The organism is Streptomyces hygroscopicus subsp. hygroscopicus, from assembly GCF_030269125.1.
In the GTDB taxonomy this organism is placed as follows: Bacteria; Actinomycetota; Actinomycetes; order Streptomycetales; family Streptomycetaceae; genus Streptomyces; species Streptomyces hygroscopicus_C.
The window spans coordinates 14,167-38,186 of sequence record NZ_BSSM01000012.1; the positions used below are offsets into that span (position 1 = coordinate 14,167).

General features: G+C 71.4%; 25 protein-coding genes. 22 read left to right on the plus strand and 3 right to left on the minus strand.

Annotation, left to right across the window (positions count from 1 at the left end; translation table 11 throughout):
• Positions 1-72 precede the first annotated feature (72 nt).
• From QSK45_RS24880 to prcA, 4 genes are all read left to right on the plus strand, one after another.
• The gene (locus QSK45_RS24880; protein WP_011027899.1) at positions 73-291 is read left to right on the plus strand and encodes a ubiquitin-like protein Pup; all 219 of its coding nucleotides are present in this window, start codon (positions 73-75) and stop codon (positions 289-291) included.
• Between the two features lie 46 nt (positions 292-337).
• A complete protein-coding gene (locus QSK45_RS24885) occupies positions 338-943 on the plus strand; it encodes an endonuclease VII domain-containing protein (protein WP_285560544.1) in 606 nt (201 codons plus the stop codon).
• Positions 895-1,740, plus strand: a complete 846-nt coding sequence (gene prcB / locus QSK45_RS24890; protein WP_285560547.1) for a proteasome subunit beta — start codon at positions 895-897, stop codon at positions 1,738-1,740. The genes QSK45_RS24885 and prcB overlap by 49 nt, the downstream gene beginning before the upstream one ends.
• A 63-nt stretch (positions 1,741-1,803) precedes the next feature.
• A complete protein-coding gene (gene prcA / locus QSK45_RS24895; protein WP_285560549.1) occupies positions 1,804-2,553 on the plus strand; it encodes a proteasome subunit alpha in 750 nt (249 codons plus the stop codon).
• 61 nt (positions 2,554-2,614) lie between these two features.
• On the opposite strand, the gene QSK45_RS24900 is transcribed toward prcA, so the two are convergent.
• Entirely contained in the window at positions 2,615-3,643 is a 1,029-nt protein-coding gene (locus QSK45_RS24900) for a LacI family DNA-binding transcriptional regulator (protein ID WP_285560551.1), read from the minus strand.
• Positions 3,644-3,764: 121 nt separating this feature from the next.
• Here QSK45_RS24900 and QSK45_RS24905 point away from each other — a divergent pair, with 121 nt between their 5' ends.
• The 16 genes from QSK45_RS24905 (at position 3,765) to QSK45_RS24980 (ending at position 20,369) form a co-directional block, all read left to right on the plus strand.
• Positions 3,765-5,024 carry an MFS transporter gene (locus tag QSK45_RS24905; RefSeq protein WP_285560553.1) on the plus strand — a complete coding sequence of 420 codons (1,260 nt, stop codon included), beginning with the start codon at positions 3,765-3,767 and terminating at the stop codon, positions 5,022-5,024.
• 9 nt (positions 5,025-5,033) lie between these two features.
• A complete protein-coding gene (gene pafA / locus QSK45_RS24910) occupies positions 5,034-6,395 on the plus strand; it encodes a Pup--protein ligase (RefSeq protein WP_285560555.1) in 1,362 nt (453 codons plus the stop codon).
• Between the two features lie 149 nt (positions 6,396-6,544).
• Positions 6,545-7,546: an FKBP-type peptidyl-prolyl cis-trans isomerase gene (locus tag QSK45_RS24915; RefSeq protein ID WP_285560559.1), complete on the plus strand. Its 1,002-nt coding sequence runs from the start codon at positions 6,545-6,547 to the stop codon at positions 7,544-7,546.
• A gap of 85 nt (positions 7,547-7,631) precedes the next feature.
• Positions 7,632-8,003 (plus strand): FKBP-type peptidyl-prolyl cis-trans isomerase, encoded by a 372-nt coding sequence (locus QSK45_RS24920; protein ID WP_285560561.1) that lies wholly within the window; start codon positions 7,632-7,634, stop codon positions 8,001-8,003.
• Positions 8,004-8,151: 148 nt separating this feature from the next.
• Positions 8,152-9,174: a helix-turn-helix transcriptional regulator gene (locus QSK45_RS24925; protein WP_285560563.1), complete on the plus strand. Its 1,023-nt coding sequence runs from the start codon at positions 8,152-8,154 to the stop codon at positions 9,172-9,174.
• A gap of 14 nt (positions 9,175-9,188) precedes the next feature.
• Positions 9,189-10,208, plus strand: a complete 1,020-nt coding sequence (locus QSK45_RS24930) for a helix-turn-helix transcriptional regulator (RefSeq protein WP_285560570.1) — start codon at positions 9,189-9,191, stop codon at positions 10,206-10,208.
• A 133-nt stretch (positions 10,209-10,341) separates the two neighbouring features.
• The gene (locus tag QSK45_RS24935; protein WP_285560572.1) at positions 10,342-10,635 is read left to right on the plus strand and encodes a hypothetical protein; all 294 of its coding nucleotides are present in this window, start codon (positions 10,342-10,344) and stop codon (positions 10,633-10,635) included.
• Between the two features lie 75 nt (positions 10,636-10,710).
• Positions 10,711-10,905: a hypothetical protein gene (locus tag QSK45_RS24940; protein ID WP_046424376.1), complete on the plus strand. Its 195-nt coding sequence runs from the start codon at positions 10,711-10,713 to the stop codon at positions 10,903-10,905.
• Positions 10,906-11,138: 233 nt separating this feature from the next.
• A complete protein-coding gene (gene tatA / locus QSK45_RS24945) occupies positions 11,139-11,426 on the plus strand; it encodes a Sec-independent protein translocase subunit TatA (protein ID WP_285560578.1) in 288 nt (95 codons plus the stop codon).
• Positions 11,427-11,471: 45 nt separating this feature from the next.
• Entirely contained in the window at positions 11,472-12,413 is a 942-nt protein-coding gene (tatC, locus tag QSK45_RS24950) for a twin-arginine translocase subunit TatC (protein ID WP_285560581.1), read from the plus strand.
• Between the two features lie 95 nt (positions 12,414-12,508).
• Positions 12,509-15,361, plus strand: a complete 2,853-nt coding sequence (locus QSK45_RS24955; protein ID WP_285560583.1) for a DEAD/DEAH box helicase — start codon at positions 12,509-12,511, stop codon at positions 15,359-15,361.
• A gap of 315 nt (positions 15,362-15,676) precedes the next feature.
• Complete coding sequence (locus QSK45_RS24960) at positions 15,677-17,335, plus strand: ATP-binding protein (RefSeq protein ID WP_285560585.1); 1,659 nt, start codon at positions 15,677-15,679, stop codon at positions 17,333-17,335.
• Entirely contained in the window at positions 17,332-17,736 is a 405-nt protein-coding gene (locus QSK45_RS24965; RefSeq protein ID WP_046424381.1) for a roadblock/LC7 domain-containing protein, read from the plus strand. Before QSK45_RS24960 ends, QSK45_RS24965 begins: the two co-directional genes overlap by 4 nt.
• The gene (locus QSK45_RS24970; protein ID WP_285560588.1) at positions 17,733-18,233 is read left to right on the plus strand and encodes a DUF742 domain-containing protein; all 501 of its coding nucleotides are present in this window, start codon (positions 17,733-17,735) and stop codon (positions 18,231-18,233) included. The genes QSK45_RS24965 and QSK45_RS24970 overlap by 4 nt, the downstream gene beginning before the upstream one ends.
• Positions 18,214-18,834 (plus strand): GTP-binding protein, encoded by a 621-nt coding sequence (locus QSK45_RS24975; protein ID WP_285560590.1) that lies wholly within the window; start codon positions 18,214-18,216, stop codon positions 18,832-18,834. Before QSK45_RS24970 ends, QSK45_RS24975 begins: the two co-directional genes overlap by 20 nt.
• A gap of 38 nt (positions 18,835-18,872) precedes the next feature.
• Positions 18,873-20,369 (plus strand): cytochrome P450, encoded by a 1,497-nt coding sequence (locus QSK45_RS24980; protein ID WP_490993616.1) that lies wholly within the window; start codon positions 18,873-18,875, stop codon positions 20,367-20,369.
• Between the two features lie 9 nt (positions 20,370-20,378).
• Here QSK45_RS24980 and QSK45_RS24985 read toward each other — a convergent pair whose 3' ends face one another.
• Positions 20,379-21,326: an RluA family pseudouridine synthase gene (locus QSK45_RS24985; RefSeq protein ID WP_285560592.1), complete on the minus strand. Its 948-nt coding sequence runs from the start codon at positions 21,324-21,326 to the stop codon at positions 20,379-20,381.
• A 194-nt stretch (positions 21,327-21,520) separates the two neighbouring features.
• Here QSK45_RS24985 and QSK45_RS24990 point away from each other — a divergent pair, with 194 nt between their 5' ends.
• Together QSK45_RS24990 and QSK45_RS24995 are read left to right on the plus strand one after the other, a co-directional pair.
• Positions 21,521-22,102 carry a GNAT family N-acetyltransferase gene (locus QSK45_RS24990; RefSeq protein WP_285560596.1) on the plus strand — a complete coding sequence of 194 codons (582 nt, stop codon included), beginning with the start codon at positions 21,521-21,523 and terminating at the stop codon, positions 22,100-22,102.
• Positions 22,103-22,158: 56 nt separating this feature from the next.
• A complete protein-coding gene (locus QSK45_RS24995) occupies positions 22,159-23,091 on the plus strand; it encodes a 5'-nucleotidase (protein ID WP_285560598.1) in 933 nt (310 codons plus the stop codon).
• Between the two features lie 25 nt (positions 23,092-23,116).
• On the opposite strand, the gene QSK45_RS25000 is transcribed toward QSK45_RS24995, so the two are convergent.
• Positions 23,117-23,962 carry a siderophore-interacting protein gene (locus tag QSK45_RS25000; protein ID WP_285560600.1) on the minus strand — a complete coding sequence of 282 codons (846 nt, stop codon included), beginning with the start codon at positions 23,960-23,962 and terminating at the stop codon, positions 23,117-23,119.
• Positions 23,963-24,020 lie beyond the last annotated feature (58 nt).

Below are 24,020 nucleotides of genomic sequence, written 5' to 3' on the forward strand. Positions count from 1 at the left end.
GGGCCGATGTCGGACCCGGCTTGTAGGGTCTGATCATCACCGATCGGCAGGCTAACTGAGCGGGGTGAGGTTATGGCGACCAAGGACACCGGCGGCGGCCAGCAGAAGGCCACACGGTCCACCGAGGAGGTCGAGGAGCAGGCGCAGGACGCGCAGGCCTCGGAGGACCTCAAGGAGCGACAGGAGAAGCTGTCGGACGACGTGGACTCCGTCCTGGACGAGATCGATGACGTACTTGAGGAGAACGCAGAGGATTTCGTTCGGTCCTTCGTGCAAAAGGGTGGAGAGTAAAGGCGAATTGGTCGCCTAACCTTCGAAGCGAAGGTCGTGGGGGTGGATGGCCGAGGAGCCGAGAGCCAAGGAATGCGGGAAGTGCGGGCGGAACCTGCCTCTCGCGGCCTTCGCGAGGGACAGGAACCGGCGCGACGGTCTTCAGGTGTACTGCCGGGAGTGCGTGGCCGAGTACGGCGCCGCGCACTACCGGCGGCGCCGGCAGGCCGAGGGCAAGGCCGTCCGGCAGAAGGTGGCGGTCCCTGTCGGGCATAGGCGCTGCCCGCAGTGCCGAGAGGTGAAGCCCCGCTCCGAGTGGGAGCGGAACGCGTCCTCGTCCGACGGTTGGGCGAGCTACTGCCGCCCCTGCCGTGCCGGGCGGAACAGGGCCGGCTATCCCAAGCGCGCATACGGCCTCACCGAGACCGAACGCGACCTGCGCATCGCCTCCCGAGGCGGCGTCTGCTGCGTCTGTCTCGCGGCGCCGCCCGCACATGTGGATCACAGTCACGAGACGGGTAGGGTCCGTGGCGTACTGTGCTTCAGCTGCAACGCTGCGCTGGGGCAGTTCAAGGATCAGCCCGAGGTGATAAGGCGGGCTGCTGCATACGTGGAAGGAAACGTGTGGAAGCCAACACTCGTAGCACCGGGCGTCTACCAGCTGCCTTCCTGACGCCAGGATCCTCCTCCTTCATGGACTTCCTCGCCGGGCACCAGCCGGACATGCTGCCGGGCAATCGGCAGCTGCCGCCGACACAGGGGGTGATCGAGGCCCCGCACGGCACCACCATCGTGGCGGTGACCTTCCCCGGCGGCGTGGTGCTCGCCGGTGACCGCAGGGCCACCATGGGCAATGTGATCGCGCAGCGGGACATCGAGAAGGTGTTCCCGGCCGACGAGTACTCCGCGGTGGGCATCGCGGGCACCGCCGGTCTCGCCGTGGAGATGGTGAAGCTCTTCCAGCTGGAGCTGGAGCACTTCGAGAAGGTCGAGGGCGCCCAGCTGTCCCTGGAGGGCAAGGCGAACCGGCTGTCGACGATGATCCGCTCCAACCTCGGCATGGCCATGCAGGGCCTGGCCGTGGTGCCCCTGTTCGCGGGGTACGACGTGGACCGGGACAAGGGCCGCATCTTCTCGTACGACGTGACCGGCGGCCGTTCCGAGGAGCACAACTTCGCGGCGACGGGCTCGGGCTCGATCTTCGCCCGGGGTGCGATGAAGAAGCTGTTCCGTGACGACCTGACGGAGGAGCAGGCCGTCACGCTGGTGGTGCAGGCCCTCTACGACGCGGCCGACGACGACTCGGCGACCGGTGGTCCCGACGTCGCCCGCCGGATCTACCCGATCATCACCGTGATCACCGAGGACGGTTTCCGCCGGCTCACCGCGGAAGAGGCCGCCGAGATCTCCCGTTCGGTGCTCCAGCGGCGCCTGGAGGAGCCGGACGGCCCCAAGGCCGCCCTGCTCTGAGGCGGCGGCCCGGTTCTTGACAAGGTGATCACAGTGACCATGACAGAAAGGGACGGATAACCGGTGTCGACGCCGTTCTATGTCTCACCCCAGCAGGCCATGGCCGACCGGGCGGAGTACGCCCGCAAGGGCATCGCCCGTGGCCGCAGCCTGGTGGTCATGCAGTATGCCGACGGCATCGTGTTCGTCGGCGAGAACCCGTCCCGTGCGCTGCACAAGTTCAGCGAGATCTACGACCGGATCGGCTTCGCGGCGGCCGGCAAGTACAACGAGTACGAGAACCTGCGCATCGGCGGCGTCCGTTACGCCGACCTGCGTGGCTACACCTATGACCGGGACGACGTGACGGCCCGCGGTCTGGCCAACGTGTACGCCCAGACGCTCGGCACCATCTTCTCCTCGGCGGCCGAGAAGCCGTACGAGGTGGAGCTGGTGGTCGCGGAGGTGGGGGAGACCCCGGAGGGCGACCAGATCTACCGGCTGCCGCACGACGGTTCCATCGTGGACGAGCACGGTTCGGTCGCGGTGGGCGGTAACGCGGAGCAGATCAGTGGCTTCCTGGACCAGCGCCACCGGGACGGGATGAGCCTGGCGGAGGCGCTGAAGCTGGCGGTGCAGGCGCTGTCGCGGGACACCAACGGCAGCGAGCGGGAGATTCCGGCGGAGCGGCTGGAGGTCGCGGTGCTGGACCGTACGCGTCCGCAGAAGCGCAAGTTCAAGCGCATCGTGGGCCGCCAGCTGGCGCGTCTGCTGGAGGCGCAGGGCGAGGGTTCGGCTTCGGCGGGCTCGGAGGAGTCCGACGAGGCGGAGTGATCCGCCGCTTTCTTCGTCCCGGTGTGCCCCGGCCGTCATTCCGGCCGGGGCACACCGCCGTTCACGCGTGCGGCCGGGGCGTCCGTGGGGGCGCCGTGGAGCCTCGTACGACGAGTTCGACCGGGATGTCGCCCCCCGCGGGCTCGTGGCCCTCCAGGACGGCCAGCAGGGCGTGCATGCCGCGTTCGCCGAAGAGTTCGGCGTCGAGGTGGACGGTGGTGAGTTCGGGGTCGAGGGCGGTGGCGAGGGCGAGGTCGTCGATGCCGGTGACGGAGACGTCGTCGGGGACGCGCAGGCCGAGGCGGCGCAGGGCCTTGTAGGCGCCGGCGGCGAGTTTGTCGTCGTCGCAGACGATCGCGGTGGGGCGCGGCCCTGGGGTGGTGAGGGCGGTCTCGGCGGCGGCGCGGGCGCCCTCGATGGAGATGGGCGCGCGGGCGGTGCGGAGTCCGGTGCCGGGGACGGCGGCGAGGCGGGCGCCGAGTGCGCGGGCGCGGGCTTCGAAGGTCCAGGAGGGTACGTCGGCGGCGAGGTGGAGGATGCGGCGGTGACCGAGGCCGAGGAGGTGGTCGGCGACCTGGCGGATGCCGTCGGCGATGTCGAGGTTGACGGTGGCGGCGCCGGGGCTGCCGGTGGGGTCGCTGTCGAGCATGACGAGGGGGAGGCGGTCGCCGCGGATGGCGGTGAGGGCGTCGGCGGCCATGGAGGAGGCCAGGACGCCGTCGAGGGCGGCCTGGGCGGAGGCGAACGGGTCGCGGGCCGGACCGATGCCTTCGGGGGAGGGGTAGAGGACGACACCGAAGCCGTGCTCGGCGGCGACGCGGGCGGCGCCGGTGTAGACACCGGCGAAGAATTCCGTGGTGAGGGCGGGGACGACGAGCAGGACGGTGCGGGTGCGGCCGAGGCGGAGGTTGCGGGCGGCGAGGTTGGGCCGGTAGTCGAGGGCGCGGGCGGCTTGGCGGACGCGCTCGGCGGTGGCCTCGGAGACGCGGCCGCGCCATTTGTCGCCGAGGACGAGGGAGACGGCGGCCTGCGAGACGCCGGCCGCGTGGGCGACGTCCCGGCTGGTTGGGCGCGTGCTGCTGCGTGCCACTGGGGGCCTGCTCCTTCACCTGGACGCCTGAACAGCGCACATGGTACGTATGAGAGCGGAAGTTATACGTAACACCTGGGGCGTCGAGGCGCCCCGTGCGAGCCACGGGAGGCGCCGCGACATGGCCACGGGTTATCTGGAGATACTCCGGGCGCGGCATGCGCTGCGCCTGCTGACGGGCACGCTGGTGGGCCGGCTGCCGAACGCGACGGCCGCGATCGCCCTGGTGCTGTTCGTGCGCGCCTCGGGCGGCACGTACAGCCTGGCGGGCGCCCTGGCGGCGGTCTACGGCGTGGCGAACGCGGTGGGGCAGCCGGTGCTGGGCCGGCTGGTGGATCTGTACGGACAGCCGCGGGTACAGCTGCCCGCGGCCGTCCTCGCGGCCCTGTCGATGACGGTGTTCGCGTTCTCCGGCACCGATCCGCTGCCGCTCGCGTACGCGGCCGTGGCCGCGTCCGGGCTGTGCGCGCCACCGCTGGAGGGCGGCCTGCGGGCCCTGTGGCCGTCCGTGCTGCGCGGTGAGGAGCAGGTGCACTCGGCGTACGCGATGGACGCGGTGGCCCAGGAGGTCATGTTCACGGTGGGGCCGCTGCTGGTGACGCTGTGCGCGTCCGTGTGGGACGCGCGCGCGGCACTGCTGGTGCTGAACGTGCTGGGTGTGCTGGGCGCGCTGTCGGTGGTGGTGTCGGCGCCGTCGCGGGCGTGGCGGTCGGCGCCGCGGGAGGCGCACTGGCTGGGCGCGCTGCGTTCGCCGGGGCTGCTGGCGTTGCTGGGCGCGTTCCTGTTCGTGGGGATCGCGCTGGGTTCGATCACGGTGGCGTCGGTCTCGTACGCGGACGGTCATGGCGGTGACGCGGTGTACGGCTGGTTGATGGCGGGGCTGGGGCTGGGTGCGCTGGTGGGTGGCTCGGTGTACGGGGCGCGGCAGTGGGCGGGGGTGCCGGAGCGGCGACTGCGGGTGCTGGTGGCGCTTCTGGCGGTGTGTTATCTGCCCTTGATGCTGATGCCGGGCGCGGTGGCGATGGTGCTGCTGTCGGTGGTGTCGGGTGTGTTCCTCGCGCCGTGCATCGCGTGCGCGTTCATCCTGGTGGACCGGCACGCGCCGAGGGGTACGGTCACGGAGGCGTTCTCGTGGCTGGTGACGACGTTCACGGTGGGCGCGTCGGTGGGGACGGGGCTCGCGGGGCCGGTGGTCCAGGCCGGCGGCACCGTCTGGGGTTTCGCGGTGCCGGGCGCGGCGGGGGCGGTGTCGTTGCTGGTGTTGCTGGCGACGGGGCGGGTCCTCGCAGCTCCCGCGCGGGGGGCGGTGATTGCGGCTTCATCGGAAAATGATCCAAATCGTGCTGTCGAACCCCGTTTCAGCTCCACGGATCGGGCGTAATGTTCCCTCATGGACCGCCGCATTTTCGGGCTGGAGAACGAGTACGGCGTCACGTGCACGTTCAGGGGACAGCGCCGCCTGTCGCCTGACGAGGTGGCGCGGTACCTCTTCCGCCGTGTCGTGTCATGGGGCCGCAGCAGCAATGTCTTTCTGCGGAACGGCGCCCGGCTGTATCTCGACGTGGGCTCACATCCGGAATACGCGACACCCGAGTGTGACAATGTGATCGAACTGGTCACCCACGACAAGGCCGGCGAGCGCATTCTCGAGGGACTCCTGGTGGACGCGGAACGACGCCTGCACGAGGAGGGAATCGCGGGCGACGTCTACCTGTTCAAGAACAACACCGATTCGGCGGGCAACTCGTACGGCTGCCACGAGAACTATCTGGTGGCGCGGCACGGCGAGTTCTCCCGGCTCGCGGACATTCTGATCCCCTTCCTGGTCACGCGGCAGTTGCTGTGTGGCGCGGGCAAGGTGCTGCAGACTCCGCGGGGTGCCGTGTACTGCGTGAGTCAGCGGGCCGAGCACATCTGGGAGGGCGTGTCGTCGGCGACGACGCGTTCCAGGCCGATCATCAACACCCGTGACGAGCCGCACGCGGACGCGGAGCGTTACCGCAGGCTGCACGTCATCGTGGGCGACTCGAACATGTCGGAGACGACGATGCTGCTGAAGGTCGGCGCGACCGACCTGGTGCTGCGGATGATCGAGGCGGGCACGGTGATGCGGGACCTGACCCTGGAGAACCCCATCCGGGCGATCCGCGAGGTCAGTCACGACATCACGGGGCGGCGCAAGGTGCGTCTGGCCAGTGGCCGGGAGGCGTCGGCGCTGGAGGTGCAGCGCGAGTACTTCGACAAGGCCGTCGACTTCTGCGACCGCCGCGGTATCCGTACGGGTACGGTCGCGCGGGTCCTGGAGCTGTGGGGCCGCACCCTGGACGCGATCGAGACGGAGGAGCTGGACCGGATCGAGACCGAGATCGACTGGGTGATGAAGTACAAGCTCATCGAGCGGTACCGGGCCAAGCACAACATGACGATGTCGCATCCGCGGGTCGCCCAGATAGACCTCGCGTACCACGACATCCACCGTCGGCGCGGGCTGTACTACCTGCTGGAGAAGAAGGGCCAGGCGGCACGGGTCTGCAATGACGTGCGGATCTTCGAGGGCAAGTCGGTTCCGCCGCAGACGACTCGGGCACGGCTGCGCGGTGACTTCATCCGGCGGGCGCAGGAGCAGCGCCGGGACTTCACGGTCGACTGGGTGCATCTGAAGCTCAACGACCAGGCGCAGCGCACCGTGTTGTGCAAGGACCCGTTCCGTTCGGTGGACGACCGGGTGGAGAAGCTGATCGCCGGGATGTAGCGCTCGGACGGGCTCCGGGTGCGGAGGCGTCGCGGTGGTGGAGTGCCGCAGCGCCACACGGGCGTCGTGCGTTTCGCGTGCGGCGCCCGTGTCGGTCGTAGAGTTGCGCGCACGTCATCCGCAAGACCGACCGATTACGAGGCTCTTCCGTGCGCCGACGTTCGCTTCTCATCGCCGCCGTTCCCGCTGGACTGGTCACGCTCACCGGCTGTGGCGGCAAGTCCGGTTCGAATGAGGCCGGCGCGTCTCCGTCGCCCTCGGCGCCCAGCGCGCCGCCACCCAGGATCGTGGACGGTCCGCTGCCGGCGATCACGGCGGGTACGCGGTTCGGCGAGAAGCCGACGGTGGCCAAGGGTGAGGGGGCGCCGTCGAAGAACCTGGCGGTGCGGACGGTGGTCCCGGGCAGCGGTCGTACGGTCGCGGAGAACGACTTCATCAAGGCGGACTACCTCGGGCAGATCTGGGACACCGGCAAGGTCTTCGACAATTCGTACGACCGGCACGCGCCGCTGGTGATGCAGTTGGCCCAGGGCAGTCTGATCGACGGTTGGCGGTATGCGCTGATCGGGAAGAAGACGGGCAGCCGGGTGGAGATCGCGGTGCCGCCGACCTGGGGTTATGGCAAGGCCGGTAATCCGCAGGCGGGGATCAAGGGCACGGACACGCTGGTGTTCGTCATCGATGTGATCGATTCGTTCAACTCGAAGAGTTCGGCGCACGGCCGGGCCGTTCCGCAGAACGACGCGGCGCTGCCGAAGGTCGGCACGGTCACCAACGGCACGGTGCCGGTGGTGACCGTGCCGCACACGGACCCGCCGGGCAAGCTGGTCTCCACGTATGTGCTGGAGGGCGACGGTCCGGAGCTGAAGGCGGACCAGGCGGTGCTGTGCCAGTTCCAGGGGCTGGTGTGGGAGGGCGGCAAGACGTTCCAGCGGACCTACGGTTCGGGGCGGCTGAGCCAGTTCTCGCTGACGCAGATGCAGGAGACCGTCAAGGGTCTGGCGCAGGGGCTGGTCGGCAAGAAGGTGGGGAGCCGGGTGCTGGTCGTGGTGCCGCCGGAGCTGGGGTACGGCGACAATCCGCCGAGCGGCAGCCCGGTCGGCAAGGGGGCGACGCTGGTGTTCACGGTGGACATCCTGGCCGCGATGTAGCGAGGGGTGTCCGTGTCGGGCGGCGGGGGTGCGGAGATGAAAGACTGTCGCTGTTTCGTGTCGTACACAAGCAGGAGCTTTTGACGTGAGCATCGAGAAGCCCGAGATCGACTTCCCCGAGGGCGCGCCCCCGGCGGACCTTGAGATCAAGGACATCTGGGAGGGCGACGGGCCGGTCGCGCAGGCGGGTCAGACCGTCACCGTGCACTACGTCGGTGTCGCCTTCAGCACCGGTGAGGAGTTCGACGCCAGCTGGAACCGGAACGCCCCGTTCCGCTTCCCGCTGGGCGGCGGCCGGGTCATCGCGGGCTGGGACCGTGGTGTGCAGGGCATGAAGGTCGGCGGCCGTCGCCAGCTGACCATTCCGGCCCACCTCGCCTACGGCGACCAGAGCCCGACCCCGGCGATCAAGCCGGGCGAGACGCTGATCTTCGTGGTGGACCTGCTCGGGGTCTGAGCCGTACCCGAGCCATCGGCCGTTTCCGACCGGAGCCGACCGTCTGGGGCCCATGCCCGTCCGGGCATGGGCCCTCGGCTTTTGTCACCGCGCCCGGGAGCGGTACGGTCGACGGTCGGAAGCACAAAACAGAAGGCGAAGGGCGTCGATGGCCATTGCCAAGGCCGAGCGGCTGATGAACCTCGCGCTGTGTCTGCTCGGCGCACGACGGCCGCTGAGCAAGCGCGAGCTGCGCGACTCCATCGAGGCATACGTCGAGGCCGCGAGGCCGGGCAGGGGTGAGGCCGCGAGGCCGGGCAGGGGTGAGGCCGCGAGGCCCGAGAAGGCGGCCGGCAGCGACGACTCCTTCAACCGGATGTTCGAGCGCGACAAGGACGATCTGCGCGAGCTGGGGCTGGTCATCGAGACCGTCGAGAACATCGACGGCGAGATCGGCTATCTCGCCCGCCGTGACAGCAACCGGTTGCCGCCCATCACCCTGGACGCCGAGGAGGCCGCGGCCCTGGGCCTGGCCGCCAAGGTCTGGCAGCAGGCGAGGCTCGCCGGTGCCGCCAGTGGCGCCCTCCAGAAGCTGCGCGCCGCGGGGCTGCCCGAGGAGGTCGACCCGTACGAGGGGCACGCCGCGCTGGAGCCGCGCATCCCGGTGCACGAGGCCGCCTTCGAGCCGCTGATGCTGGCCTGCCGCGACCGCCGTCCGGTCCTGTTCGACTACCGCAAGGCCTCCGCGGCCCACCCCGAGCCCCGGCATGTCGAGCCGTGGGCGCTGGAGTGCTGGCGCGGCCACTGGTACCTGGCCGGCTTCGACCGGGGGCGGGGCGCCGAGCGTGTCTTCCGGCTGTCCCGGATCACCGGCAAGGTCCGCTCCCGCGGTACGGGGTTCACGGCGCCGGTGCCCGACGTGGTCACGGTGCGGGAGACCGTCGCGGGCTGGGCGGGCGAGACCGCGGACCGCTCGGCGCTGATCCGGCTGCGCTCCGGCGCCGGCTACCCGCTGCGGGCGAAGGCCGCCAAGGTGCGCGAACTCGGTGACGGCTGGGACGAGTTGGAGATTCCGTACGGGCACGGCCTGGATGCCTGGCTGGTGGAGTTCGGCCCCGATGTGGTGGTCGTGGAGCCGGCCGAGCTGCGGGCCGACGTGGTGGACCGGCTGCGCGCCGTGGCCAAGGGCTGAGGGGGAGCGGGACTGTGGCAGGCAAACCGGCCAGGGCCGTCAACGCCATCGACCAGACCCGGCGGATGCTGTCGCTGGTGACGTATCTGCGCGAGCGGCCGGGCGCCCGGATCGCGGACGTGGCCCGCGCCTTCGGGATCACCGAGGACGAGTTGGTCGCCGACCTCGATCTCCTGCCCATGTGCGGCACCAGCTTCCGCGGCGGCGATCTGCTGGACATCGACACCGACGGCGAGCGCATCTGGTGGCACAACCCGGCCGCGCTCGGCGAGGAGGCCGCCGAGCCGCTGCGCCTGGCCGCCGACGAGGCCACCGCCCTGCTGGTGGCCGCCCGCGCCGTCGCCACCCTGCCGGGTCTGCGGGAGGGCGACCGGCAGGCCCTGCTGCGTGCCACCGCCAAGGTGGAGACCGCGGCGGGCGAGGCCGCGGGCGCCAGCTCCCGGCTGTCGGTGACCTTCGAGTCCGAGGGCGGCGTCTTCGCCGACGTGGACCGTGCGATCTCCGAGCGCCGGCGGCTGTGGATCCGCTACTACTCCCCGGCCCGCGACGAGGTCACCGAGCGCGAGATCGATCCCATCCGCCTGGTCAGCGTCGGCCACACCTACGTCGAGGCGTGGTGCCGGCGTTCCGAGGCCCGGCGCACCTTCCGGCTCGACCGGGTCGCGGAGATCCGGGTCCTGGACGAGCCGTCCGCGCCGCCCGAGGTGGAGCTGCGCGACCTGTCCGAGGCGCTGGTCCAGCCGGCCGCCGAGGATCCCGAGGTGGTCGTCGAGGTCGGGCCGGGCGGCCGCTGGGTCGCCGAGTACTACCCGCACGACAGCGCCGAGGAGCTGCCCGACGGCGGGCTGCGCATCACCCTGCGCACCCCCGAGCCGGCCTCGCTGCGCCGCCTCGCGCTGCGCCTCGGCCGGGACGGCCGGATCGTCTCCCCGCCCGAGCTGGCCGACAGCGCCCGCCGTGCGGCCCGCGAGGCCCTGGCGGCGTACGACACTCCGCCGGGCCCGGTGCCGGACGCCGCCGGGGTGCGCGGATGAGCCGCCGGACGGCGGGGCCCGCCCGCTCCTTACGGTGGGAACGCTCCGGGCCGCTGGGCCGGGCGGGGCGGCGGGATGGCGAGCGACCGGCGGAACGGCCGGTGGATCGACCGGTGGAAGAGGAGTGACGGCTGTGAGCGAGACCACGGTGTCCGGTGCGAGCGGGGTGACGGTGGCGACCGCCTTCGCCGGGATGCGGGGCGTGGCCCCCGTGGTGTTCAGAGCCGGCTGCCCGGACTGCCGGGGCCGCTTCGAGCTGGCCGCGAGCGCGCTGCGCCTGGCCATCGGCGCGAGCCACCGGACCACGTTCTACTCCTTCACCTGTCCCGACTGCGGTGCCTCGGTGCGCAAACCGGCGGGGGAGCGCATCGTCGAGCTGCTCACCGACGGCGGGGTGCGCACCCTGCGGCTTCACTCGACGGTGTAGCCGGCCGCCGCTCGTGCCGGGGCCCCGGTGCGGCCGGGTGCGGCGCGGGCCGCCGGACGGTCTAGGCTCGGCGTCATGTTCTGGCCGATGTTCGCCGTAGCCATGGGGTTCCTGGGACTCGCCGTCCTGGGAGTACTCGCCGTCCGGGTGTTCGTGGAGGCGCGGCGCCTGGGGCGGCAGGTCGCGGACTCCGCGCAGCGCATCAACCGGGCCGCCGAGGACCTGGAGCGGTCGGCGGTGAGCGCGGCGCGGGCGGTGGACGCCCTGTGATGTCGTCCTGTGATGCGCTTTGGGTCACTTCGCCCTGTCACCTTGCCGCTTCGGCCAGGTACGCTGCTGGTCGCGGCCCGTAGATCGAGGCGCGGTCCGCAGAGCGGGAGTACGCACGGGGTGTGTCCGACGTTCACCCCCGGGCGATACGATCGCTGCCGGCACGATGGTCGGACATTTGTCCGGCCCGTCGGACAAGCCGTCGCCCCGCCTCAGTGAGAAGGTGAAGACTTATGTTCCGCAACGCACTTGAGCCGTGGCACCTGGTGCTCCTGGTTCTGGTCATCGTCCTCGTGTTCGGTTCCAAGAAGCTTCCGGACATGGCTCGTTCCCTCGGCAAGTCCGCTCGCATCCTGAAGAGCGAGGCCAAGGCGATGAAGGACGACGGCGGCAAGCAGAACGCCACCTCCGCCCAGCCCGCCGAGGAGCCGGCTCCCGCGCAGCGCACGATCCAGGCCGCGCCCGGTGACGTGACCAGCTCCCGCCCGGTCAACGAGCCGACCGACTCCGCCCAGCGCTGACGCGAGGACCGGGCACCGGTCCGCTGTACGAGATGAGGATGTGGGTTGCCCAAGTCCGCCCGCAAGGAGAGGGACCCCGAGGGGCGTATGCCGCTCGGGGATCACTTGCGTGAGCTGCGCAACCGGCTCACCAAGGGTGTCCTCGCGATCGTCGTCGTCACGATCGTGTCCGCCTTCTTCTACAAGGACATCATCGACTTCATCACCGCGCCGCTGCTGCGTTCGGTGGGCTGCCATCAGTCCTTCGGCGAGTTGTCGCAGGCGAAGAGCGACACCCACTGCGCGCACATCACGATCGGTGACCTGCTGGGCCCGTTCACGCTGGCGCTGAAGGCGTCGCTGACCGCCGGTGTGGTGCTGGCGTCGCCGGTCTGGCTCTACCAGCTGTGGGCGTTCGTCGCGCCGGGCCTGCACCGCCACGAGAAGAAGTACGCGTACGCGTTCGTCGGCTTCGGGGTGCCGCTGTTCCTCGGCGGCGGCTTCCTGGCGTACCACGTGCTGCCGGTGACGGCGAAGGTGATGATCGACCTCACCCCGAACGGGGTGGAGAACCTGCTGTCGCTGGACAAGCTGCTCGACCTGGTCACGCGCATGGTGGTGGTCTTCGGTCTCGCCTTCGAGATGCCGTTGCTGCTGGTCATGCTCAACCTGACGGGCATCCTCTCCGGGCGGCGCATGCTCGGCTGGTGGCGGGCCATGGTCGTCGGTATCGCCGCCTTCGCGGCGGTGGCCACCCCCGGCGCCGACCCGATGTCGATGCTGGCGCTGGCGGCGCCGATCTGGGCCCTGTTCTTCGTCGCGGTGGCCTTCTCGCTGCTCAACGACCGGCGCCGGGCCCGTCGCGCGGACGACGGACTGTCCGACGACGAGGCCTCGGAGCTGGACCTCACGCCCGAGGAGGTCGGCGAGGTGGAGTCCGTGAGCGCGAGCGCCGCCCCCGAGCTGCCGGGCAAGGACCACGTCAACGGCTACGACGACGTGACCTGACCCACACCGACGGGCGAGGCGTGATGCCCCCGGACCGGGTGACTCCCGGGCCGGGGGCATTCCTCTGCAAAGCCGGTCAGCGCACGTTCGGGATAATGATCGTCCTGTTGTCGGTGGGGCCCGGTACGCTCGAAAGCACGATGACAGAGGACCTCTCACCGGCCGAGCGGTACGCGGCGGCCCGCAGGCGGGCAGCCGAGCAGGCCACCGCGCTCGCGTCCTTCCGCGAGATGTACGACTTCGGCCTCGACCCCTTCCAGATCGAGGCCTGCCAGGCACTCGAAGCCGGTAAGGGCGTGCTGGTGGCCGCCCCCACCGGCTCGGGCAAGACGATCGTGGGCGAGTTCGCCGTCCACCTCGCCCTGCTCCAGGGCAAGAAGTGCTTCTACACGACGCCCATCAAGGCGCTCTCCAACCAGAAGTACTCCGACCTGTGCCGCCGCTACGGCGCGGACAAGGTCGGCCTGCTCACCGGCGACAACAGCGTGAACTCCGAGGCACCGGTGGTCGTGATGACCACCGAGGTGCTCCGGAACATGCTGTACGCGGGCTCGCAGACGCTCCTGGGCCTCGGCTACGTGGTCATGGACGAGGTGCACTACCTCTCCGACCGCTTCCGCGGCGCCGTCTGGGAGGAGGTGATCATCCATCTGCCCGCCTCGGTGACGCTGGTCTCGCTGTCGGCGACCGTGTCGAACGCGGAGGAGTTCGGCGACTGGCTGGACACCGTCCGCGGTGACACCGAGGTGATCGTCTCCGAGCACCGTCCCGTGCCGCTGTTCCAGCACGTGCTGGCCGGGCGGCGGATGTACGACCTGTTCGAGGAGGGCGAGGGCCACAAGAAGGCCGTCAACCCCGACCTGGTGCGCCTCGCGCGCATGGAGGCGACCCGGCCGTCGTACCAGGACCGCCGGCGCGGCCGGGCGATGCGGGAGGCCGACCGGGAGCGGGAGCGCCGGCAGCGTTCGCGGGTGTGGACGCCGGGCCGGCCCGAGGTCATCGAGCGCCTGGACGCCGAGGGCCTGCTGCCCGCCATCACCTTCATCTTCAGCCGCGCCGGCTGCGAGGCCGCCGTGCAGCAGTGCCTGTACGCGGGGCTGAGGCTGAACGACGAGGAGGCGCGGGAACGGGTGCGGACCCTGGTCGAGGAGCGCACCGCGCACATCGCCTCCGAGGATCTGCACGTCCTCGGGTACTACGAGTGGCTGGAGGGCCTGGAGCGGGGCATCGCCGCGCACCACGCGGGCATGCTGCCCACCTTCAAGGAGGTCGTGGAGGAGCTGTTCGTGCGCGGCCTGGTCAAGGCCGTGTTCGCGACCGAGACCCTCGCGCTCGGCATCAACATGCCCGCCCGCTCCGTGGTGCTGGAGAAGCTCGTCAAGTGGAACGGCGAGCAGCACGCCGACATCACGCCGGGCGAGTACACCCAGCTGACGGGCCGTGCGGGCCGCCGGGGCATCGACATCGAGGGCCACGCGGTCGTGCTGTGGCAGCGCGGCATGAGCCCCGAGCACCTGGCGGGGCTCGCGGGCACCCGTACGTATCCGCTGCGCTCCAGCTTCCGGCCGTCGTACAACATGGCGGTCAACCTGGTCGAGCAGTTCGGCCGGCACCGCTCGCGGGAGCTGCTGGAGACGTCGTTCGCGCAGTTCCAGGCCGACCGTTCGGTGGTCGGCATCACCCGGCAGGTGCAGCGCAACGAGGAGGGTCTCGCCGGTTACCAGGCCTCGATGACCTGTCACCTCGGCGACTTCGAGGAGTACGCGCGGCTGCGGCGCGAGCTGAAGGACCGGGAGACGGAGCTGGCGCGGCAGGGTGCCCACCAGCGGCGGGCCGAGGCCGCCGTCGCCCTGGAGAAGCTCAGGCCGGGCGACGTGATCCATGTGCCGACGGGCAAGTACGCGGGCCTCGCGCTGGTGCTGGACCCCGGCCTGCCCGCGGGCCGCTCCAACGGACATCGCGGGTACGACCACCAGGACGGGCCGCGCCCGCTGGTGCTGACGGCCGAGCGGCAGGTCAAGCGGCTGGCGTCGATGGACTTCCCGGTGCCGGTGGAGCCGTTGGACCGGATGCGGATCCCGAAGTCGTTCAACCCGCGCTCGCCGCAGTCGCGTCGGGACCTGGCGTCCGCGCTGCGCTCCAAGGCCGGGCACATCCCGCCGGAGCGGGCCCGCAAGAAGCGCTCGCAGGCGGCCGACGACCGGGAGATCGCCCGGCTGCGCACCGCGCTGCGCGCGCATCCCTGCCATGGGTGCAACGACCGGGAGGACCACGCCCGTTGGGCCGAGCGCTACCACCGGCTGCTGCGCGACACCTCGCAGCTGGAGCGCCGTATCGAGGGCCGTACGAACACCATCGCGCGGACCTTCGACCGGATCGTCGCGCTGCTGACCGAGCTGGACTATCTGCGCGGCGACGAGGTCACCGAGCACGGCCGGCGCCTCGCGCGGCTGTACGGCGAGCTGGACCTGCTGGCCAGCGAGTGCCTGCGCGAGGGTGTCTGGGAGGGCCTCGCGCCCGCCGAACTGGCCGCGTGCGTCTCCGCGTTGGTGTACGAGGCGCGGCTCAGCGACGACGCGCTGGCGCCCAAGCTGCCGTCCGGGAAGGCGAAGGCCGCGCTGGGCGAGATGGTGCGGATCTGGGGTCGGCTCGACGGCCTGGAGGAGGACTTCCGCATCAGCCAGACCGAGGGCGTGGGCCAGCGTGAGCCCGATCTCGGCTTCGCCTGGGCCGCCTACATGTGGGCCTCCGGCAAGGGCCTGGACGAGGTGCTGCGCGAGGCGGACATGACCGCGGGCGACTTCGTGCGCTGGTGCAAGCAGGTGATCGACGTGCTGGGGCAGATCGCCGCGGCGGCGCCCGGAGCGGGCTCGACCGTGCCCAAGGCCGCGCGCAAGGCCGTCGACCAGTTGCTGCGCGGCGTGGTGGCCTACTCGTCGGTGGGCTGACCGGCACCTTCGCGACAACCGGCTCATCCTTCGGGGTGAGCCGGTTCTCGTATGCCCGCGCATCCTGACCGAACGTGTTCGAACGGCAGCTCAGCGTGCAAATGGGGCCGAGCGTACTCCTGGTGCGGGGGTGATTTCAGGCGGTCGCTGAATATGACACGGCGATGATCCGGTCGGACTAAGCTCGCCCGCAGCGCACCAAGTTGAGGTAATTCGCACGCTTGTTCCCCAATGTGTCGAAGATCCGGTCTGTGCCATGAATCTTCCCCCCGAAAACTCTCCCGACACCCAGCCGATCCGTCCCAGAAGGCATCCATGGTGAGTGTTCCGAAGCCGCCCGGTCGCCGGGAACGTCCCTACGCCCGCGTCCTGTTGCCGCCCGCCCTGGTGATGGCCGCGGCGAGCGGTGGCGCCGTCGCCCTGGTGCCCGCGCCGGCACGGGTCGCCGTCGGCCTGTGCGGGGCCCTCGCCGTGCTGCTGGTCCTCGCCACCGGGGCCGAGGCCGCCCGACGCGGGCGCAGGCTCCGCGAGGAGCAGGCGGCGCACGCCCGTGACACCGCCTACCTGGAGGAGCGGCTCGCCGACCACGAGGCCCTGGTCCACCGCTTCGCCACCGACATCCTGCCGTGGGGCTTCGCCCGGCTGTCGCGCGGCGAGATGCTCCGCGACGTCATGACGAACGTCTACGACGCCGACCCGGACCTGCGCGTCCTGCCCGAGGCCTACCGCGAGATGACCCGGGTCGCGCTGCGCGGCGTCGACCACGAGATCACGATGAGGATCGCCACCGAGCGCTCCTTCGTCAGCATCGCCCGCCGCGTCCAGGCCATCGTCCACCAGCAGGCCGTGGAACTGAGGGAGATGGAGGAGGACCACGGCCGCAACCCCGAGGTCTTCGACGACCTGCTGCGCCTGGACCACGGCAGCTCGCTGATCGGCCGCCTCGCCGACACCATCGGCGTCCTCGGCGGTGGCCGCCCCGGCCGCCAGTGGCCCCTGCCGGTCTCCCTCTACAGCACCCTGCGCGGCGCCATGTCCCGGATCCTGGACTACCACCGCATCCACCTGGCGTCGATCTGCAACATCAACATCAAGGGCACCGCCGTCGAGCCGGTCATCCACGCCGCGGCCGAACTCTTCGACAACGCCACCCGTTACTCGCCGCCCACCACGAAGGTGCACGTCACCGCCGTCGAGGTGCAGACGGGCATCGTCATCGAGATCGAGGACGCCGGGGTCAGCCTCAACGAGGAGTCCCGGATCCGCATCGAGAAGATGATCGAGGACGCCAAGAACGGCGACGACGCGCACAACCTCGGCGACAACCCGCGCCTCGGCCTCGCCGTCGTCGGGCGGCTGTGCAAGCAGTTCGACATGGAGGTCTCGCTGCGCACCTCCGCGTACGGCGGTCTGCGCGCGATCCTCATCGTGCCGCGCGTGATGACCACCACCGAGCCCGGCGTCGGCGTCGCCCACGGCATCGGCGCGACCGGCATCCCGATGCCCGAACTCGGCGCCGTCGAGGGTCCCAAGCGCCGCCCGAAGAAGCGCCGTCCCACCAGCCCCAAGATCCCCGCCGGGATCTCCATGGAGGACGACGTTCCCGAGGTCACCGAGTGGACGGCGGGCGGGCTGCCGCAGCGCCGCAGCCGGGTGAAGACCCCGCTGAGCAGGCGCTGGGCCGAGGAGGCCGCCATCGAGCGGGCCGAACGCGAGGGCCGCCCCACCGTCTGGTCGCAGACCCGTCAGGAACCCGAGCCCGCGCGGGAGACGGACCCCGAGCGCAAGAAGCTCGCCGAACGCCCGCCGGGCATGTGGATCGACGACTTCTTCGACGGACTGCGCAAGGGCATGCCCGAGGACGCCACCGCCCCCGAGCTGACCGACTTCACCCTCCACCCCACCAAATACCTCCACCTGATCGATGACGCGGCCGCCCCCACCGAGGCCGACGACGAGGGGACCATCCAGTGATCCAGCAGCGAGGCAACTTCGACTGGATGCTCAAGCAGCTCAACGACGGGGTTCCGGGCATCGAGATGATCGTGGTGCTCTCCTCCGACGGCCTGCGCATCGCCCGCTACGGCGGCGATCCCGACGCCGCGGACCGGGTGGCCGCCGCCTGCGCGGGCCTCCAGAGCCTGGCCGGCGCCATCATCCAGGAGATCCCCGGCGCGGGCGAGATGAAGGTCGTCGTCGTGGAGATCGAGGGCGGCTACTTCTACCTGATGAACGCGGGCGCCAACGCCTACCTCGCCGTGCTCGCCGACGTCACCTGCGAGCCGGGCCGGATGAGCGGCATGATGCGCGACCTCGTGGTGCGGATCGGGGCCCATCTCACCAGTCCGCCCCGGCGGGACGGGCAGACCGTATGACCCCTCCACGACGCAAACGGCGCCGGCCGGACCCGCCGTTCCCGCCGCCGACGTCCGCGCCGCAGCCGCGGTTGGGACCGCCCCCGCCCGCCGAGCGGCCCGACGGCCGGAACCCGCACGGCACGGCGGACGGCCGGAGCCCGCACGGCACCGCGGACGGGCAGCCTCCGCCCCGCAACCCCGAGCGGCTCTACGCCGTCACCGGGACCGCCGACGGCGGCCGCGCCGAACTCGACCTCGTGACCCTGATCGTGGCCCGCCGCACGCCCCCGCCCGGGGCCTCACCGGAGCACACGGCGGTGCTCGGCCTGTGCGCCGCCCCGCTGTCCCTGGCCGAGCTGTCGGCCTACCTCTCCCTGCCGTTCAGCGCGATGACGGTACTGATCACGGAGATGATCACGGCCGAACTGGTGCAGGCGCGCGCCCCGGTCACCCGCCGGGCGGCCCCCGATCGTTCCCTCCTCGAAGCGGTGATGCATGGACTTCAACGGCTCTGACACGATCCCCGGACCGCGCGCCGCGGACCAGTTGCCGCACACGGCCCAGGCCGCGGTGAAGATCGTGATCGTGGGCGGCTTCGGCGTCGGCAAGACGACCATGGTCGGCTCCGTCAGCGAGATCAAACCGCTGACCACCGAGGAGACCATGACGCAGGCCGGCATCGGGATCGACGACGACTACGGCTCCGAGTCCAAGACGGCCACCACCGTCGCCATGGACTTCGGCCGGATCAGCATCACCGACAAGCTGGTGCTCTACCTGTTCGGCACCCCGGGACAGGAACGCTTCTGGTTCCTGTGGAACGGCCTGTTCGAGGGCGCTCTCGGCGCGGTCGTCCTGGTCGACACCCGGCGCCTGGAGGTCAGCTTCGACGTCATGGGCCGCCTGGAGGAACGCGGTGTGCCCTTCGTCGTGGCCGTCAACTCCTTCCCGGACGCTCCCCGTCACCCCGTCGAGGAACTGCGCGCCGCGCTCGACCTGACCCCGGAGATCCCGATCATCGAGTGCGATGTGCGCCGCCGGGCCTCCAGCAAGGACGTGCTGCTCACCCTGATGCGGTTCCTGCACTCGCTCGCCCTCTCCGGCGCCCTCACCTGACCCACCTTCGCTGTTCTTCCCGTTCCGGAGCGATCACTGTGACGCCTGAACCCCAGCCTCCGACCGGCACGTCCCCGGCCGGCACCCACGCCCCCCTGTCCGGTCCGCCGCCCGGCTGTCCCGCGCACGGCCCCGGTCCCCAAGGACCGCACCGGCTCTACGGCCCCGACGCGGAGGACCTGGACGACCTCTACGAACGGCTGCGCGAGCAGTACGGCCCGGTCGCCCCCGTACTGCTGCACGACGACGTACCGATGTGGGTGGTGCTCGGGCACGCCGAGAACCTCCAGGTGGTGCGCAGCCCCTCGCAGTTCACCCGCGACAGCCGGATCTGGGCCCCGCTGCTGGACGGCCGGGTCAAGCCGGACCACCCGCTGATGCCGCACATCGCCTGGCAGCCCATCTGCTCCCACGCCGAGGGCGACGAACACCTGCGGCTGCGCGACGCGGTCACCTCGGCCATGGCCACCATCGACCACCGCAGCGTCCGCCGGCACATCGGCGGCCACACCCAGCACCTGGTCAACGGCTTCTGCGAGCGCGGCCGCGCCGACCTGGTCGCCCAGTTCGCCGAGCATCTGCCGATGGCGGTGCTGTGCGAGATCCTCGGCATGCCCGAGGAGTACAACGACCGGATGGTGCAGGCCGCCCGGGACGCCCTCAAGGGCACCGAGACCGCCAACCAGAGCCATGCCTACGTCATGGACGCGCTGAGCCGGCTCGCCCTGCGCCGCCGCGCCCGGCCCGAGGACGACTTCACCAGCCACCTCGTCACCCACGAGGCCGGGCTCAGCGACGACGAGGTCCGCGAGCACCTGCGGCTCGTGCTGTTCGCCGCCTACGAGGCCACCGCCAACCTGCTCGCCAACGCGCTGCGCATGGTCCTGACCGAACCAGGGTTCCGCGCCCGGCTCAGCGGCGGGCAGATGACCGTGCCGGAGGCGATCGAGCAGTCGCTGTGGGACGAGCCGCCGTTCAGCACCGTCCTCGGCTACTACGCCAAGCAGGACACCGAGCTGGGCGGTCAGCGCATCGCCAAGGGCGACGGGATACTGTTCGCGCCCGCGCCGGGCAACATCGACCCCAGGGTGCGGCCCGATTTGTCCGCGAGCATGCAGGGCAACCGCTCCCATCTCGCCTTCGGCGGCGGCCCGCACGAATGCCCCGGGCAGGACATCGGCCGCGCCATCGCCGACGTCGGCGTCGACGCCCTGCTGACCCGGCTGCCGGACGTCCGACTGGACTGCGCCGAGGAGGACTTGCGCTGGCGGTCCGCCATCGCCTCCCGGCATCTGGTCTCGCTGCCGGTGCGGTTCGAACCCAAGCCGCAGCAGGACACCGACATGCCGCCGCGCGCCTACGCGGACCCGGGCCTGCCCGCCGATCTGCGGCTGCCCGCCCAGCGCCGGGAGTCGCGGGGCACGGCGCTGCCGGCCGCCGTACCGGCGGCCCGGCCCGCGCCGCCGCCCGCCGTGGTGCCCGATCCGGTACGGGGGCCCTGGCAGCGGTTGCTGCGCTGGTGGCGCGGCGAGTGAGGGGGCGGGTCAGCCCGCGGCCCACCGGCTCGGGGAGGACCAGGCCGGCAGGGTGCGCCCGCTGGTGAAGGCGTGCGCGGCGCCGGTGACCGGATCGGTGAACTCCAGTGTCCGCGCGAGCAGTTGCAGGGGGCGGCGGAAGTCGCCGGCCGGCACCGGCGGGGTCACCTCCGGATAGAGCGGGTCGCCGAGTATGGGCACGCCGAGCGCGTTCATGTGGACGCGCAGCTGGTGGGTCTGCCCGGTGCGGGGGAGCAGGCGGTACCGGCCGAGCCCGTCCCGCCGCTCCGCCAGCTCCACCCTGGTCTCGGCGTTGGGCTCGCCCTCGACCTCCCGGGCGGCCTGCACCCCGCGCTCCTTCACGATGCGGCTGCGCACCGTGCGGGGCAGGGCGAGCGTGGCGTCGTACGGTGCGACCGCCTCGTACTCCTTGCGCACCCGCCGGTCGCCGAACAGCGTCTGGTACGCGCCGCGTTCCTCGGGCCGCACGGTGAACAGCACCAGCCCGGCGGTGAGCCGGTCCAGGCGGTGCGCGGCGGTCAGCGTCGGGACGCCCAGTTCGTGCCGCAGCCGGGCGAGCGCGGTCTGGGTGACGTGCGTGCCGCGCGGGGTGGTGGCCAGGAAGTGCGGCTTGTCGGCCACGACGATGTGCTCGTCCCGGTACACCACCGGCATCGGGAACGGCACGGGCACCTCGGCGGGCGGCTCGCGGTGGAACCACACGAACATCCCCGGCCGGTACGGCGTGTCCGCCGGCACCGCCCGTCCGTCGGCCCCCACGATCTCCCCGGCCTCGAACATCGCCTCGATCACCCCGGGCCCGGCACCGGTGAGCCGCGCCACGAGGTGCTCGCCCACGGTGGTCCACGCGCCGCCCGCGGGCAGCCGTACCCGCACGGGGTCGACCCCGTGGCGCTGGGGGAGCGGGGCGGGTGGCGGCGGTGTACGGCGTCTCACCTGGTCAAGGGTACGAGGGGGAGGACGGCTGGGGCGTGGTGGTCGGCGGCGGTGCGAAGGGAGCGGTCAGGGGCGCGGGGCGCGTGACCGGCACGGGTGGAGCGGCGCCGGCGGGGTGTCCGGTCACGGGTGCGAGGGGTGGGTGTCGTAAAACGACTGGGGAGCGGGGCCCTCGGAGCGGCAGTATGTGGATCATGCCAATGCTCACCAGTCCGGTGCTGACCCCCGGCGCCCTCGCCCGTACCGAGCAGCCCGTCGTCCCGACCGGTGACGGCCTCGTGCTGCGCCCCTGGCAGGCGGGGGACGCGCCCGCCGTGCACGAGGCTTTCCAGGATCCGCTGATGCACCGGTTCCACGGCAAGTCCTGCGACTCCGAGGACGAGGCCGCGGGGTGGATCAACCAGTGGCGCGAGGCGTGGCCCGGTGAGCGGGAGGCGCAGTGGGCGGTGGTGGAGGAGGACAGCGGGCTGCTGATGGGAAGGGTCGCGCTGCGGCAGATCGAGCTGGCCGACGGCATGGCCGAGCTCGCGTACTGGACCGTGGCGCGGGCCCGCGGCCGTGATGTCGCCACCCGGTCGGCGGCGGCCCTGACGCACTGGGCGTTCGAGGAGATCGGCTTCCACCGGCTGGAGTTGATGCACTCCACCGCCAACGAGGCGTCCTGCCGGGTCGCCGTCAAGGCCGGTTTCGTCCCGGAGGGCACCCGGCGCCAGGCCTATCTGCACCCCGACGGCTGGCACGACATGCACCTGCACGCCCGGGTGCGCGGGGACTGAGACCACGGGGGCGGCCGTGCGGTGCCGTCGCGGCGGCCGGTGTGAAGATGGGACGCATGCCTGCCTATGACCTCGCGAACCGGCTCGTCGTCGGTGTCGCCTCCAGTGCCCTGTTCGATCTGCGCGAGTCCGACGGGGTGTTCAGGGAGCAGGGCGAGGAGGCCTACCGGGCCTACCAGGAGGAGAACCGGGACAACACGCTGCTGCCCGGGGTGGCGTTCGCGTTCATCCGCAGGCTGCTGTCGCTCAACGACCTCGGGGAGCCGGGCGATCCGCTGGTCGAGGTGATCATCCTCTCCCGCAACGACCCCGACACGGGGCTGCGGGTCATGCGCTCGATACAGGCCCATGAACTCGCCATCAGCCGGGCCGTGTTCATGCAGGGCCGGTCCCCGTACACGTTCATGCCGGCGCTGAACATGTCGCTGTTCCTCTCGGCGAACGGCGACGACGTGCGGGAGGCCGTCGCGGCGGGGCTGCCCGCGGGGCACGTGCTCGGGGCGGCGTACCCGGACGACGCGGCCGACCGGGAGCTGCGGATCGCGTTCGACTTCGACGGGGTGCTCGCCACCGACGCGGCCGAACAGGTCTACCAGTCGGAGGGGTTGGAGGGGTTCCGGGCGCACGAGACGCGCAACGCGGCGACCCCGCACGACGCGGGACCGCTGCGTGACTTCCTCGCGGGGGTGAACCGGATCCAGAACCGGGAGGAGGAACGGCGCAGGACCGACCCGGAGTACGCGGTGCGGGTGCACGTCTCCATCGTGACCGCGCGCAACGCCCCGGCGCACGAGCGGGCCGTGAACAGCCTCAAGCAGTGGGGCGTGCGGGTCAACGGCGCGTTCTTCCTCGGCGGGATAGACAAGGGCGCCGTGATGAAGGTCCTGGACCCGCACATCTTCTTCGACGACCAGGTGACGCATCTGGAGAGCACGGCGCGGACGACGCCGAGCGTGCACGTGCCGTTCGGCAGGATCAACGCGCGCTGAGGCCGAGGGCTCCTCGCCGCACGGTTCAGGCGGCCGCCGTGTCGCCCTCCTGCTCCGCCTCTATACGGGCGTTCCACTCGCGCTTGGACGCCTGCCAGCCGTCCTCGTTGTGACCGAGGCGCCAGTAGCCGGAGATCGAGAGGTCCTCGCGCGGGATCTGGAGTTCCACCCGCAGCATCCGGCGCAGCTCCTTCACGAAGCCGGCCTCGCCGTGCACGAAGGCGTGCAGGCGGCCCTCGGGGAACTCCAGGGCCCGCACGGCCTCCAGCAGGGCGGCGCCGACCGGCCGGTCCCCGCGGTGCAGCCAGACGACCTCCGCGGCGGAGTCGATCTTCTGCTCCTCCTCGGGCCCGGACACCTCCACGAAGGCGTGGGCGCGGGCGCCCGCGGGCAGCGCCTCCAGGGCGCGGGCGATGGCGGGCAGCGCGCTCTCGTCACCGGCGAGCAGGTGCCAGTCGGCGTCCGGATCGGGGGCGTAGGCGCCGCCGGGGCCCATGAAGCGCAGCGTCTCGCCGGGCCGTACCCGCCGCGCCCAGGGGCCGGCCAGGCCCTCGTCGCCGTGGATCACGAAGTCCAGGGTCAGCTCGCCGTGTTCGGCGTCCCAGTCGCGCACGGTGTAGGTCCGGGTCACCGGCCACTGCTCGCGCGGGAACCCGGCGCGGATCCGCTCCAGGTCGAAGGGCTCCGGGTAGGTCACGCCCGCCGGGCCGAACAGGAGCTTCACATAGTGGTCGGTGCAGGTGTCCGCCGCGAAGCCGGCGAGTCCGTCGCCGCCGAGCACCACGCGCTGCATGTGCGGGGTCAGCCGCTCGGTGCGTACGACCCGGGCGGTGTGGATCCTGCGCGGCTTTCGTTCCGGACGCTCTGCCATCACGGCCTCCTGCGGAATGGTTAGGTATACCTAAGTTAACATCTCTCCTTCTGGCCCG